We start from the raw sequence: 14630 nt of genomic DNA, 5'->3' as shown, positions 1-14630 counted from the left end.
ACGCCGCGTGCTCGGGGGCGGCAAGAGCGCCTGCCGCGTCAACGACGTGATCGTGACCGCGTCGTGACCATGGGAGCGCCGACCGCCGCCGCTTTCGGGGTGGGGGTGGTGGGGCTGTGTGGGTGGGTGGGTGCGGGTGCGTCGTGATCGCTCGCGCGGTTCCCCGCGCCCCTTTCGGGGCCCGGGGGTCAGAGCAGGGACGGTACCTGTGTGGCCGAGACCTCGCGGGCCGCTCGGTCCAGGGCGCTGGCCAGGAGGGCGAGGTCGGTCGGGCCGTTGCCCAGTTCGCGGACCGGGCGTCGGGCCGGGGGGTCGCCCATGCGTGCCCAGTCGAGGGGGACGACGGTCGGGCGGAGGGTGGCGGTGCGGGGGATGCGGCCCGTGACGCGGCCCGCCTGGAACGCGGTCGTACGGCCGCCCTCGCCCAGCAACTCCCCCCGGCCGGGCGCCGGTTCGTCCGGGCCCGGCATCGGCGCGCTCAGGACGACCCGGGCGCCGGCCGCCTTCCCCAGCTCACCCTCGCCCGGGCGCCCGCCGACGCCGGTCGTGGCGACGAGATGCACCCCGAGACGCTCGCCCTCCCGGGCCACCGCCTCCAGGGCCCGTACGACGGACCCCGCCGCCGGCCGGCCGGTGGAACCCAGGGCGGGTGACAACAGGGCGTCGAGGTCGTCGACGATGACGACGAGCCGGGGCAGCTCGCAGGCGGGGTTCCTCCCGGCCGCGCCCCTGCCGCCCGGGTCGGTGTTCCTGCGGCTCGCCGCCGGCCGCAGCCGAAGGGTGGAGCTGGAGGACGAGTCGAGGTCGGCGGCCCCGGACCCCGAAGCACCCGGCCCCGAAGCACCCGGCCCCGAAGCACCCGGCCCCGAAGCACCCGGCCCCGACGGCGCCGAGCGCTGCGGGACGATACGCCCCGAGACCTCGCGCCTCGTGTGCCACTCCACGAACCCCAGCCCGCCGAGCAGTTCGTACCGCCGCTTCAGCTCCGTGATCAGGGACTGCGCGAACTCCCGCATCCGGACGGGGTCGTTGGCCGTGAGATGCGTCCCCACATGGGGCAGGTCGGTACAGACCCCCAGCCCCTCCCCGGCACGCCCGCCACCGGCACCGGAGGCGCCACCGGCACCGCCGTCCCGCCCGTCCACGAGGGCGATGCCCAGCCGGTCGGGCCGCTCGGCGGCCGCGAGCGACGCGGCGACGGACCGCAGCAGCTCCGTGCGGCCGCTTCCGGCAGGCCCCTCGATCAGCAGATGGGGGCCCTCGGCGACGAGGTCCACGGAGACCGGACCGCGCGGCCCGGCGCCGAGCACGGCCCAGGCCCGTCCGCCGAGCGCCGTCGTGTCGTCGCTCGCGTCCGCCCACCGGGCCATCAGCGACGCGGGTGTGGCCCGTGCCAGCCCCAACTCGTCCAGCAGCCGCGCGGACTGCGGCAGCGGCGCCGACACGCGCGCCTGCCGGTCCCCGGCCGCGCCGTCCGTCCGCAACGGCGCCAGCGCCCGCGCGAACCGCTCGGCCCACGCCGGGGACACCGCGTCGAGCGTGGCCACCGTGCCGTGGTTCAGCAGCCCGGGCCCGCCCGGGGTGAGGGAGGCGAGATCCTGGGTGCCGGGATGCGTCCGCTCGTCGGTATCGGAGAGCCCGCTCCCCGTGAGGTCGATATGGGTGTGCGTACGGCTCACCGGGGCGTCGGTCTCCGGACCGCGCGCGTGGTCGGCCGGAACGGACGCGGAGGCCGCGGAAGCGGGGCGCGCGCCCCCCGTACGACCGGAGCCGGTCGCCGCCGCTCCCCCCGAACCGCTCCCCGCGCCATGTCCGGATCCGGCGGAGGCGACCCGCAGCAGTCGCAGGGCCGTGGCCACGTCACCGCTGAGCAGGGCGACGGCCCCGCACGCGCGGAACGCGGGCGAGGTCTCGCAGGCCGCCGTGTACGTCTCCGTCACCGGCGAGGCGGGTGACGCGGACTCCGTCTCGGCGAGGCACAGGACATGGATCCCGGCGAGGGGCCCCTCGTGCGCCAGCCGCACCACGGCCTCGCGCACGTCGGCGCCTCCGGGGTCACCGTCCACGATCACCACCGTGTACGACCCCGTGAAGTCGTCGTCCGCCGGGCCGTCCTCCCGGGCCCAGGAGGGCCGCCGCACGGCCCGCCGGCCGGAACCGCCCCCGCCCGCCCCCTCGCGCTCGGCCCCCTGCCCCGCGAGGCCGCCCGCTCCGGTCGTGGCCGTACGACCGCCGCCCGCGCCCGGCGTGCTCCCGGGCGCGTGTCCGGCCGTGTCCGCCGCGTGGTCCTCCACACGGCGCAGCAGCTCGTCCAGCCGGGCCGTCGTCTGCTCGCGGTCGTAGGCGAGGAGGAGGCGGCAGTCCTGGCCGTGGGCGGGGCGCAGGTGGGGGAGCCAGCCGAGCCAGGACCAGTCGGCGGCCCGTTTCTCGGCGGAGCGGGAGCGGTCCGCGCTGATCAGGACCAGCTCCAGGGCGTCGGGGGAGTGCAGCGCGGCGAGCTGGGCCACGACCGCGCGGGTCAGCCCCATCAGCCGGGGGCGCGGCCCGGCCAGGCCCAGCGCGCCGACCTCGCGCAGCCCGGTGGTCACCGGCACCGCCGGCAACAGTCCCGATCCGTCCGGCGCCGCCCGGTCCGCCGTGCCCAGCCGCACGGTCAGGGCCTCCGGGTGCCCAGGCCCCCGCTCCCACAGCCGGGCGCCCGGCCCGAGCGCGGTGAGCAGCAGGGCGGCGGGGTCCGGCCAGGTCTCCGGCAGCCGTTCCCCGCCGGAGGGGAGCACCGAGGCCGGCGCCCCCCGCTCGTCCTCGTCGTCCTCCGTGTCGTACTCGTAGGGGTCGTACTCGGCCTCCGCCTGTCCCCTGCCGCCGGTCAACCGCCGGGCCCAGGCCCCGAATCCGCCCCGCTTGCGCACCCCGCGCGGCACCTCCGTGCCCCGGAGGGGGGTGCCTTTGCGCGTGCCGGCCCCGGCGGCCTCGTCGTCCCCGAAAGCTCCCGGCCCACCGGAGCCGCCGAGCCCGCCCGGCCCGGAGGGATCACCGGCGTCGTGGAAGGCGGCCGACCCCTGCGCGGCCTCGGCCGCGCGGGGCTGATCTCCGCCGCGCCCCCCGGGCCTCCCAGGCCCTCCGCGGGTGTCACCGGCGCGGCCATGAACGTCTGACCTGTCACCGCCCGTCGCGCCGCCGGGCGCGTGCGCCCGGCCGGTACCGGACGCGGCTCCGTGACCGTCGGCGACGGACCCCGCGCCCCCCGCCGTCCGCTCGATCCCGGGCACCCCGCCCTGCCCCGGCACCGTCCGCCGCTCGGCCCGACCCTGCGCGGCGCCTTCGGCCGCCGGGCCGCCCGGACCTCCCCGAGCCGCTCCGCCGGAACCGAGGCCGGAGCCGCGTGGGGCCCCCGCTCCCACCCGGGAATCCGCGTCGGCCGCCGCCTCCGCACCGCTCTCCGACCCCCCGACCCGCACGCGGACGTGCCCCTCCCCGTCGGGTGCCGTCGCGATCCCCCGCGCCCCCGACGACGAGGCCAGGCGGAGCGCGGACTCGCCGATGCGCAGCAGGGCGCCCGGGGCGAGGCGCACCGGGCGGTCGCCCACGCGGGTGCCGTCGAGGGTGGTGCCGTTGGTGGAGCCGAGGTCGACGACGGAGACACGGCCGTCGGAGGCGAGGGTGACCGCGCAGTGGAGGCGCGAGACGTCCGGGTCGTCGAGCGGGACGTCGGCGTCGGCGGAGCGGCCGATGTGGATCTTTCCGCCGTGCAGCAGATGGACGCCGCCCGCGTCGGGGCCGGCCACGACATGGAGCTGCGCGGCGGCCTCGTCGACCTCGGGGCCCGCTTCGGCGGGGGTGCCGAGGGAGAGCACGGCGCCGTCGATGAGGGGCGGCTCGCCCAGGGTGCAGCGCTGGGTGTCGAGGCGCTCGGCACCGGCGTACAGCACGACCTGTCCGCCACCGGCCTCCCGGCTGCGTTCCAGCCGCTCCGCACCGCCGCCGCCGTCGCCGACGGCGGACGCGAGGCCCGAGGCCACCGCGGCGAGAGCCGTCCCGGCGGGCGCCGTGACCAGCACGTCGCAGGCCGTGGCACGTCCTCGCGGCTCGGAGGTCGGTCCCAGCGGGTCTACGACGGTCAGCCGGATCTGCATCGCCGTCAGCGGTCCCTTCCGCGCGGGCACCCGCGACCACGAGGACGAGACTGCGCGGTCCCCACCGCAGACTTCCCCCACCGCTCACGGGCACGTCGGCCAGTTCTGGAGGCATCCTCGCACCTGCCACTGACAACACGCCCGCCGCCCACCGGCAAGTGATCTTGATTGGTCGGCTCTGCCCCCAAAAGTGCCTGACCAGTGCCCGCTAGTTGATCACTTGAGATCGGTCACGTCCGCTTCCGGAGCGGCATACGTCCGTATCGGCCACCGCGTCCGTCCGTATCCGGAACGGCCTTCGTCCCTCCGCGGCAACCAACCGCCCACGCGTGAGCGTCTTTCCATCGAACACACACGGGTACCCGTACGTACTCGCGGAGACGGACACCGGCGGTCGACACACAACGGCCGGACCAAGTCACAGCAAAACGGGCGGGAAGAGTCAGGAAGAGGACAGCCCGGTACCGCGGACCGCCGCACTACAGTGGGTCGGAACGCCCGCGGGACTCCAGGGTGTGACCAGGCAAGCAAGCAACAGGGAGCGCATGACGTGCGGCCGGTAGGGAGCAAGTACCTCCTTGAGGAGCCGATTGGACGCGGCGCCACAGGCACTGTCTGGCGCGCCCGCCAGCGGGAGACCGCGGGGGCCGAGGCGGCGGTGCCCGGACACCCCGGCGAGACCGTGGCGATCAAGGTCCTCAAGGAGGAGCTCGCGAGCGACGCGGACATCGTGATGCGGTTCCTGCGGGAGCGCTCCGTGCTCCTCCGCCTCACCCACCCGAACGTCGTACGGGTACGGGACCTCGTCGTCGAGGGCGATCTGCTGGCGCTGGTCATGGACCTGATCGAGGGCCCGGACCTGCACCGGTACCTCCGGGAGAACGGTCCGTTCTCACCCGTCGGCGCGTCCCTGCTCACCGCCCAGATCGCCGACGCGCTCGCCGCCAGCCACGCCGACGGCGTCGTCCACCGCGATCTGAAGCCCGCCAACGTGCTGCTCAGGCAGGGCGGCGGCGAGATGCACCCCATGCTGACCGACTTCGGCATCGCCCGCCTCGCCGACTCCCCGGGCCTGACCCGGACCAGCGAGTTCGTCGGCACGCCCGCGTACGTGGCCCCCGAGTCCGCCGAGGGCCGGCCGCAGACCTCCGCCGTCGACATCTACGGCGCCGGCATCCTGATGTACGAACTGGTCACCGGGCGCCCCCCGTTCAACGGCCAGTCCGCGCTCGAAGTGCTGCACCAGCACCTCAGCGCCGAGCCGCGCCGCCCGTCCACCGTCCCCGACCCGCTGTGGACGGTCATCGAGCGCTGTCTGCGCAAGAACCCGGACGAGCGGCCCAGCGCCGTCAACCTCGCCCGCGCGCTGCGCATCGTCGCCGAGGGCGTCGGCGTACACGCGAACTCCATGCAGATCGCCGCCGCCGACGGGGTGGGCCACATCCTCGCCCCCGACCCGGCGCCGGCGCAGGTGCCGGGCGCCGCCCCGGACCCGTTCGGCTCGGCCGACGCGACGCAGGTGCTGCCGCACGGCGCCGGCGCGTACGACCCGAACGCCGCGACCAGCGTGCTCCCGCACACCTCCGGCCCGGCCGGCTCGGGGGACCCCACCACCGTGCTCCCGCACACCGGCGGCGCCGACCCGACGTCCGTCATGCCGCCGGTGCCGTCGCACGATCCCGGCGGCCGGCCGCCGGAGGAGCCGCACCCCTGGCAGAACCAGCTGCGCGCGGCCCGCGACCGCAACGAGCAGACCCAGATCCAGCAGTACCTCGACCCCGGTGAGGACCCGCTGCGGCGCCGCCCCCAGCGGCAGGCCAACCGCCAGCAGCCCCAGCAGCAGCCCCAACGCCCTCCGCAGCAGCCGCCGCGCCGGCAGCAGCGCGGGGCCCAGGGCGGGCCGGGCGCCGGGTACGGGCACCCGCAGCAGCAACAGCCGTACGCCCCCGCGCCCCCGCCTCCGCCGCAGCCTCAGCGCCGGCAGCCTGAGCGGTACGCTCCCGCGCCGCAGCCCCAGCAGCCGGCGCCCCGGCCCCAGCGTGAGCCCCGGCCGCCGCGCGAGCCGCGTCAGCGCAGCGCCAACCCGATGCGGATCCCGGGGCTCGGGTGCCTCAAGGGCTGCCTCTTCATGATCGTCCTGTTCCTCGTCGGAGGCTGGCTGATCTGGGAGTTCACGCCTCTGCAGGAGTGGATCGGCACCGGCAAGAGCTGGTGGGGCCTGCTCACGGACTGGGCGGGCGACGCGGGCAAGTGGATCCGCGACCTGGTCGACTCCAAGGACGCGGGCTCCGGGGGCTCCGGCTCCGGCCAGTAGCCGCCCAGTGGCTCGGGGGTTCGGGTGCTTGGGCGGCTGCGGCCCGGGGGGTCTGGTCGCGCGGTTCCCCGCGCCCCTGAAAAGCGGGGGCTGAGCCCCATGCTTTTCAGGCCCGCATGGCCTGGTCTTTGAGGCCCTGCGGGGGCCTGCATGCGTTCAGGCCCTGCGGGGGCCTGATGTTTTCAGGGGCGTGAGGGCCGATGTTTTCAGGGGCGCGGGGAACCGCGCGAGAAGCCCCACCGGACCCGCACTCGACAACGCACCCCGACCACCCCTCGCCTCCGCCCCCTCACCCCGACGTTGGGGACTTGTCGACATCTGAGGGGTGATTTCCGCCGCGGCGGTGAAGGTTGGGGTCCGGGGCGCGTAGCTTTGTCGCCAACACGCGGCCTGTAGGAGCAGTCTTGGGACGGAAGATCGGAAGCCGGTACACCGCGAACCAGATTCTGGGGCGGGGCAGCGCCGGCACGGTGTGGCTGGGTGAGGGCCCGGACGGCCCCGTCGCCGTCAAGCTGCTGCGCGAGGACCTCTCGTCCGACCAGGAACTCGTCAGCCGCTTCGTCCAGGAGCGCACCGCGCTGCTGGGCCTCGACCACCCGAACGTGGTCTCCGTACGCGACCTCGTCGTCGACGGCAACGACCTCGCCCTCGTCATGGACCTCGTCCGGGGCACCGACCTGCGCACCCGCCTGGACCGGGAGCGGCGCATGGCCCCCGAGGCGGCGGTCGCCATAGTGGCCGACATCGCGGACGCCCTCGCGGCGGCGCACGCGGCCGGAGTCGTCCACCGGGACGTGAAGCCGGAGAACGTGCTGCTGGACATGCAGGGCCCGCTCGGCCCGGGCGGCGCGCACCCGGCCCTCCTGACCGACTTCGGCGTCGCCAAGCTGATCGACTCCCCCCGCCGGACCCGCGCCACCAAGATCATCGGTACGCCCGACTACCTCGCCCCCGAGATCGTGGAGGGCCTGCCGCCCCGCGCGGCGGTGGACATCTACGCCCTCGCGACCGTGCTGTACGAGCTGCTGGCGGGCTTCACGCCGTTCGGCGGCGGGCACCCCGGCGCGGTGCTGCGCCGCCATGTCACCGAGACGGTCGTCCCGCTGCCCGGTATCCCCGAGGAGCTGTGGCAGCTGCTCGTGCAGTGCCTCGCCAAGGCGCCTGCCTCGCGGCTGCGCGCGTCCGAGCTGGGCGCGCGACTGCGGGAGCAGCTGCCGCTGCTGGCGGGGATGCCGCCGCTGGACGTCGACGAGCCCGGGACGGAGTCCGGCGACGGGTACGAGGAGGCGCCCGCCGAGGCCGAGGCGCCCCGCGAGCGGGTACGGCGGGGGGCGGTGCCACTGGTGCCGGGGGCCAAGCCCGACTCGAACCGCGACACCCACACCTCGATGCGGGTACCGGGGCCGGACGAACTGGCCGGCGGTGCGCGGGGGACCGCGCGGGTGCCTCGCGCGGCGGGGGCGCCTCGGCCGGGGTCCGCACGGAACCGGGGGAGTATGGTGCGGCGGCGTCGGATCACGCTGGGCGCGGCGGCGGTGGCACTGATCGCGGCGGTCGGGGTGGGGGCATGGGCGGCGACCTCCGGGGACGAGGGCACCGGCCCGCCGTCCGACACGAAGAACTCGGCCCCGGGCAACCCCTGACCGGACCGCCCGCCGGCTCGGGGGCGCGTGCGGAATGCCGACCGCGCGCCCGGTGGGTCTTCTCGCGCAGTTCCCCGCGCCCCTGAAAGCCGACCCTACGGGCCGAAGGACGTCGGCCTCGGGGCCTGAGAGACGAAGACCTCGTGGGCCCGAAAGAGACGAAGACCCCGTGGCCTGAAAGACAAAGCCCCGTGGGCCGGAAGGCGAAGATCCTGTGAGCCTGATGGGCGTCGGACTCGCGGCCTGAAAGACGAAAGCCCCGTGGGCCGGAAGGACGAAGACGCTGTGGGCCTGAAAGGCGACGGTCTCGCGGCGTGAAGGAGGACGGTCTCGCGGGCCCGGAAGACGAAAGCCCCGTGGGCCGGAAAACCGAAGACCTCGTGAGCCTGAGGGCTTTTGTTTCGCGGCCCGAGAGACGAAAGCCCTGCGGGTCTAAGCGGCGAAGCCCCCTATGCCTGAGAGGCGACGGCCCCGCGGGCCAGGAGAGCGACGGGTGGGTGTCCGGGCCGGGGGAAAACAACGGTTGGGTGTGCCCGGAAGGTGACGGCTCCGTGGGCCCGGTAGGGCGGGGCTCGGTGGGCTGAAAAGTACGGGGCGCAGCCCCTGCTTTTCAGGGGCGCGGGGAACTGCGCGACCAGCCCCCACTCACCCGCGGCCGAAGAACAGACCCGACGCCACCCCCGGCCGAGGACCCGACGCCGGCGCACACCCGCATGGCTCACCCGGCGGAGCCGTTAGGCTGGGGTCGTGGCAGTCGTCGATGTATCCGAAGAGCTGAAGTCCCTCTCCTCGACCATGGAGTCGATCGAGGCCGTTTTGGACCTCGACAAGCTGAGGGCAGACGTCGCCGTGCTCGAGGAGCAGGCGGCCGCGCCGTCCCTGTGGGACAACCCGGACGAGGCGCAGAAGATCACCAGCAAGCTCTCCCACCTCCAGGCCGAGGTCAGGAAGGCGGAGGCGCTGCGCGGGCGCATCGACGACCTCGGTGTCCTCTTCGAGATGGCCGAGGAGGAGGACGACCCGGACACCCGCGCCGAGGCGGAGTCTGAGCTGACCTCCGTCAAGAAGGCGCTGGACGAGATGGAGGTCCGTACCCTCCTGTCCGGCGAGTACGACTCCCGCGAGGCGCTCGTCAACATCCGCGCCGAGGCCGGTGGCGTGGACGCCGCCGACTTCGCCGAGAAGCTGCAGCGGATGTACCTGCGCTGGGCGGAGCAGAAGGGCTACAAGACCGAGATCTACGAGACCTCGTACGCGGAGGAGGCCGGCATCAAGTCGACCACCTTCGCCGTGCAGGTGCCGTACGCCTACGGCACGCTCTCCGTGGAGCAGGGCACGCACCGGCTCGTGCGTATCTCGCCCTTCGACAACCAGGGGCGGCGCCAGACCTCCTTCGCCGGTGTCGAGGTGCTGCCCGTGGTCGAGCAGACGGACCACATCGAGATCGACGAGTCCGAGCTGCGTGTGGACGTCTACCGCTCGTCCGGACCCGGCGGCCAGGGCGTCAACACCACCGACTCCGCGGTGCGGCTGACCCACCTGCCCACCGGCATCGTGGTCTCCTGCCAGAACGAGCGTTCGCAGATCCAGAACAAGGCGTCCGCGATGAACGTGCTCCAGGCCAAGCTCCTCGACCGGCGCCGGCAGGAGGAGCAGGCCAGGATGGACGCGCTCAAGGGCGACGGCGGCAACTCCTGGGGCAACCAGATGCGTTCGTACGTCCTGCACCCGTACCAGATGGTCAAGGACCTCCGCACGGAGCACGAAGTCGGCAACCCGGAGGCCGTGTTCAACGGCGAGATCGAAGGCTTCCTGGAGGCCGGAATTCGCTGGCGCAAGCAGCAGGAGAAGTAGGGCGTCCCGACACAGCGCTATGTCGACAAGGCAACTGCCTTCCATCGGAAGGCAGTTGCCTTGTGTGTGGGGGGATGTCTGGGTATTACGTCACACTCACATGTCGTTGTCGTGGCCAAAAGCGATGAACGGGACATCGCGCGCGCAACGACCTTGACGTTGCTGCGAAAACTGGGAAGTCTGACGTATGGCATGCGCATTACTGGGGTGCATGTGAACCGGGGGACTTCGATCCAACCGACTGCTCCCGTTGATCGCGGCCCCGGGCGCTGCTCCATCTACTGATAGCTACTGGGGGTAGCAGCCATATGACGAAGAAGACGCGGATCCGTGTGGCGCGAATAGCCGCCGGTGCCGTGATCGCCGCCGGCGCGTCGCTGACCGCCGCGGGCGCCGCTTCCGCGCTGGACCTCGGTGTCGGCGTCAATGTCAGCACCGACGACGGCGGTTCCGTCGACGCCGATGTCTCGGTCCAGACCGGCAACGACACCGAGGGCACCAGCATCGGCGCGTCCGAGGGCACCACGTCCGGGGGCACCACGACCGACGGCGGGACCACCACCGACGGCGGGACCACCACGGACGGCGGGACGACGACGGACGGCGGGACCACCACCACCGACGGCGGCACCACCACCGACGGCGGGACCACCACGGACGGCGGGACGACGACGGACGGCGGGACCACCACCGACGGTGGCACCACGACCGACGGCGGGACGACGACCGACGGTGGCACCACCACCGACGGTGGCTCGTCCTCCAACGGTTCGTCCTCGAACGGTTCCTCCTCCAACGGTTCGTCCTCCGGCGGTTCGTCCTCGAACGGCTCGTCCTCCGGTGGTTCGTCCTCCAACGGTTCGTCCTCCGGCGGTTCGTCCTCCGGCGGCTCGACCGACGGCGGTTCCACCTCCGGCGGTTCCTCCGACGGCGGCTCCACCACCGGTGGCACCGGCCCCGACGGTGGCAACGACGAGGCCGTCCAGCAGGAGGGCTCCTCAGCCCTCACGGACACCGGCTCGGAGACCGAGGCCCAGGGCGCTGGAACCGGCGAGCTGGCCGAGACCGGTGCCACCGAGACGGCGTTCCTGGTGATCGGCGCCGCCACGATGATCGCCGGCGGTATCGGCTTCCGTCTGCTGCCGCGCCTGATGGTCGGCCGCGGCGCCGCCGCCTGATCGTCCGCGATCAGGCACAGCCGTACACAGACGAAGGCCCGGGGCAGCCAGCCCCGGGCCTTCGTCGTACCGCTGTGCCGCTCTCGTCTCTGCGGCCGCTCTATGCCGTCTGGTGCGCCAGCAGCGCCACCGCCGCTATCAGGATCGCCAGCAGGGCGATCAGAGTCATGGGGCTCAGGCTCGCGAAGGGATTCTCCTGCTGGAGTCGCTCGCGGCTGGCCCGGCACACGTGGCAACGGCCCTCGGCTACGGGGGACGCGCAGTTCGCGCACACCAACCGGTCGTACGTCATGCGCCTCGCCCTCCTTGCAATGGCCTCACACATACCTCAACGCTTCGCGGAAGCGGACCGTTCCTCCCCACCACTGTGCCAGGTTCCCCCGGCGCTTGCGCGGGGGCCCGGGAAAGGGACGGATGCCCTTCGTCACGCGGCCGTGGACGGGTGGGGGCTCGTCGCGCAGTTCCCCGCACCCCTGACGGGGCCGGGGGCGGTACAGTCTCGTCCATCCATTCCCGACGGCTTGTGGTGCATCCGTGATCCGATTCGACAACGTGTCCAAGGTCTACCCCAAGCAGACCCGCCCCGCACTCAGGGATGTCTCCCTGGAGGTCGAGAAGGGCGAGTTCGTGTTCCTCGTGGGGTCGTCCGGCTCCGGCAAGTCCACGTTCCTGCGGCTGATCCTCCGGGAGGAGCGGTGCAGCCAGGGACAGGTGCACGTCCTGGGCAAGGACCTCGCGCGCCTGTCCAACTGGAAGGTGCCGCAGATGCGCCGCCAGCTCGGCACGGTGTTCCAGGACTTCCGGCTGCTGCCGAACAAGACGGTCGGCGAGAACGTCGCCTTCGCGCAGGAGGTCATCGGCAAGTCGCGCGGCGAGATCCGCAAGTCCGTGCCGCAGGTGCTGGAACTGGTCGGCCTCGGCGGCAAGGAGGAGCGCAGGCCCGGCGAGCTGTCCGGTGGTGAGCAGCAGCGCGTGGCCATCGCGCGGGCCTTCGTGAACCGCCCCAAGCTCCTCATCGCGGACGAGCCCACCGGCAACCTCGACCCCCAGACCTCCGTCGGCATCATGAAGCTGCTCGACCGGATCAACCGGACGGGCACCACCGTGGTGATGGCGACCCACGACCAGAACATCGTGGACCAGATGCGCAAGCGCGTCATCGAGCTGGAGAAGGGCCGCCTCGTCCGCGACCAGGCACGCGGCGTCTACGGCTACCAGCACTGACCGCCCCAGTCCACGGAAAGGCTTAGCGGAACGCCATGCGCGCCCAGTTCGTCCTGTCGGAGATCGGTGTCGGTCTCCGCCGCAACCTCACGATGACCTTCGCGGTCGTCGTCTCCGTCGCCCTCTCCCTCGCCCTGTTCGGCGGCTCGCTGTTGATGAGCGACCAGGTCGGCCAGATGAAGGGCTACTGGTACGACAAGGTCAACGTCTCCGTCTTCCTCTGCAACAAGAGCGACGCGGAGTCCGACCCCAACTGCGCCAAGGGCGCCGTCACGACGCAGCAGAAGAAGCAGATCAAGTCCGATCTGGACAAGATGGGGGTCGTCGAGAACGTCGAGCACGAGTCCCAGGACGAGGCGTACAAGCACTACAAGGAGCAGTTCGGCGACTCCCCGCTGGCCAGCAGCCTCACCCCGGACCAGATGCAGGAGTCGTACCGCATCAAGCTGAAGGACCCGGAGAAGTACCAGGTCATCGCGAGCGCCTTCAACGGCCGTGACGGTGTGCAGTCGGTGCAGGACCAGAAGGGCATCCTGGACAACCTCTTCCGGCTGCTCGGCTATCTGAACTGGGCGGCGCGCGGTGTCATGGCCGTCATGCTGATCGTGGCGCTGCTGCTGATCGTCAACACGGTGCGCGTCTCGGCGTTCAGCCGCCGGCGTGAGACGGGGATCATGCGGCTGGTCGGCGCCTCCGGCTTCTACATCCAGGCGCCGTTCATCATGGAGGCCGCCGTCGCCGGGGTCATCGGCGGCACGATCGCCTGCGCCTTCCTGCTCCTCGGGCAGTACTTCGTGATCGACAACGGGGTGTCACTCTCCCAGAACCTGCCGCTGATCAATTTCGTCGGCTGGGACGCGGTCCTGACCAAGCTGCCCCTCATCCTCGCGGCGAGCTTCCTGATGCCCGCGTTGGCCGCCTTCTTCGCGTTGCGCAAGTACCTGAAGGTGTGACGCATGCCCCTGGGGCCGTACCGGCAAGGGCCGGTACGGCCCTTCGCGTTGTCCTAGACTCGCCGACATGTCAGGCCGCGACCTGTTTTCCCGCCCGTCACCCGCCGCCACCCTGCTCGACGCGCTGCGCGCGACCCCGCTGAATTCGACCCGCCGCGTCCGCCGCGGGGCCGCCCTGACCTTGGTTTTCGCGAGTGTGCTCGCCACGGGTGCCGCGACCGGCTGCTTCGACGACCCGCGCGGTGGCACCGCCGCCGTCGTGAAGCCCTCCGGCTCCGCCCCGGTCGGCCGGGAGCGGGACGTCGCGGACGCCGCCGCCGAGGCCATGGCCGAGGGCGAGTCCCCCGTGGAGGCCGCCGAGCGGGCCGTCAGCCGCAGCGGCGACCGGTGGGGCGCGGTCTACTCCGAGGGTGAGTACGAGCAGTTCGAGGAGGCCCTCGACGGCGAGTACACCGGCGTCGGCCTCTGGGCCCGGCTGCGGCGCGACGGCCATGTCGAGGTGACCCGGGTGCAGGACGGCTCCCCCGCCGCCGACGCCGGGATCCGCGCGGGCGACCGGCTCGTCGGCGTCGACGGCGAGAAGGTCGACGGGCGTCCGGTCACCGACGTCGTCTCCTTACTCCGCGGCGACGCGATCGACGGGGGGACCGGGAACACCGATTCCCCCGAGAGCGCGGCCGCCGGTACGGAGGTGTCGCTGGAGCTGCGGCGCGGCGGCCGAAGCTGGCACGAGACCCTGCGCCGGGCCCGGCTGTCCACCGAGGACGTGACCGTGAGCCGCACCGCCGACGGGGTCGGAGTCATCACGGTCGACGCGTTCACCAAGGGCTCCGGGGACGTCGTACGAGCCGCCGTGGAGCAGGACTCCGGTACGGCGGGCTTCGTCCTCGACCTCCGGGGCAACTCCGGCGGCCTGGTCTCCGAGGCCGTCACCGCCGCCTCCGCCTTCCTTGACGGCGGCCTCGTCGCCACGTACGACGTCAACGGCGAGCAGCGGGCCCTGCACGCGGAACCCGGCGGCGACACCACCAGGGCCCTGGTGGTGCTGGTGGACGGCGGCACGATGAGCGCGGCCGAGCTGCTCACCGGAGCGCTGCAGGACCGGGGCCGCGCGGTGGTCGTCGGCTCCCGCACCTTCGGCAAGGGCTCGGTGCAGATGCCGAGCCGCCTGCCCGACGGCTCCGTCGCCGAGCTGACCGTCGGCCACTACCGCACCCCCTCCGGCCGGGGCGTCGACGGCCGTGGCATCACCCCCGACCTCGACGCGGACGCGGACGCCCTCCAGCGGGCCGAGACGGTGCTGAGCGGCCTCGGGCAGTGAACCGCCCTCG

Annotated in this window: 9 protein-coding genes; 7 read left to right on the top strand and 2 right to left on the bottom strand. The window is 73.2% G+C overall.

What is annotated here, in order from left to right:
- Positions 1–188: 188 nt before the first annotated feature.
- Positions 189–4133 (bottom strand): FHA domain-containing protein, encoded by a 3945-nt coding sequence (locus tag STRBO_RS0134975; RefSeq protein ID WP_005486839.1) that lies wholly within the window; start codon positions 4131–4133, stop codon positions 189–191.
- A gap of 550 nt (positions 4134–4683) precedes the next feature.
- Here STRBO_RS0134975 and STRBO_RS0134970 point away from each other — a divergent pair.
- From STRBO_RS0134970 to STRBO_RS0134955, 4 genes are all read left to right on the top strand, one after another.
- Complete coding sequence (locus STRBO_RS0134970) at positions 4684–6447, top strand: serine/threonine-protein kinase (RefSeq protein WP_028797019.1); 1764 nt, start codon at positions 4684–4686, stop codon at positions 6445–6447.
- A gap of 404 nt (positions 6448–6851) precedes the next feature.
- Positions 6852–8090, top strand: a complete 1239-nt coding sequence (locus tag STRBO_RS0134965; protein ID WP_005486835.1) for a serine/threonine-protein kinase — start codon at positions 6852–6854, stop codon at positions 8088–8090.
- Between the two features lie 747 nt (positions 8091–8837).
- A complete protein-coding gene (gene prfB / locus STRBO_RS0134960) occupies positions 8838–9944 on the top strand; it encodes a peptide chain release factor 2 (RefSeq protein ID WP_005486833.1) in 1107 nt (368 codons plus the stop codon).
- A 308-nt stretch (positions 9945–10252) separates the two neighbouring features.
- Positions 10253–11122, top strand: coding sequence for a hypothetical protein (locus STRBO_RS0134955; protein ID WP_020115576.1), 870 nt, complete (start codon positions 10253–10255; stop codon positions 11120–11122).
- Between the two features lie 100 nt (positions 11123–11222).
- On the opposite strand, the gene STRBO_RS0134950 is transcribed toward STRBO_RS0134955, so the two are convergent.
- The gene (locus tag STRBO_RS0134950; protein ID WP_005486830.1) at positions 11223–11414 is read right to left on the bottom strand and encodes a hypothetical protein; all 192 of its coding nucleotides are present in this window, start codon (positions 11412–11414) and stop codon (positions 11223–11225) included.
- Between the two features lie 242 nt (positions 11415–11656).
- Between STRBO_RS0134950 and ftsE the strand changes: the two genes are divergently transcribed.
- The 3 genes from ftsE (at position 11657) to STRBO_RS0134935 (ending at position 14620) form a co-directional block, all read left to right on the top strand.
- Positions 11657–12346 (top strand): cell division ATP-binding protein FtsE, encoded by a 690-nt coding sequence (ftsE, locus tag STRBO_RS0134945; protein ID WP_005486827.1) that lies wholly within the window; start codon positions 11657–11659, stop codon positions 12344–12346.
- Between the two features lie 35 nt (positions 12347–12381).
- Complete coding sequence (gene ftsX / locus STRBO_RS0134940; protein ID WP_005486825.1) at positions 12382–13299, top strand: permease-like cell division protein FtsX; 918 nt, start codon at positions 12382–12384, stop codon at positions 13297–13299.
- 67 nt (positions 13300–13366) lie between these two features.
- Positions 13367–14620: a S41 family peptidase gene (locus tag STRBO_RS0134935; RefSeq protein WP_005486823.1), complete on the top strand. Its 1254-nt coding sequence runs from the start codon at positions 13367–13369 to the stop codon at positions 14618–14620.
- Positions 14621–14630: the final 10 nt, after the last annotated feature.

The organism is Streptomyces bottropensis ATCC 25435 (genome assembly GCF_000383595.1).
Taxonomy (GTDB): Bacteria; Actinomycetota; Actinomycetes; order Streptomycetales; family Streptomycetaceae; genus Streptomyces; species Streptomyces bottropensis.
Note: the sequence above shows the minus strand (reverse complement) of the source record. Positions and strands in the feature narration are given on the sequence as shown.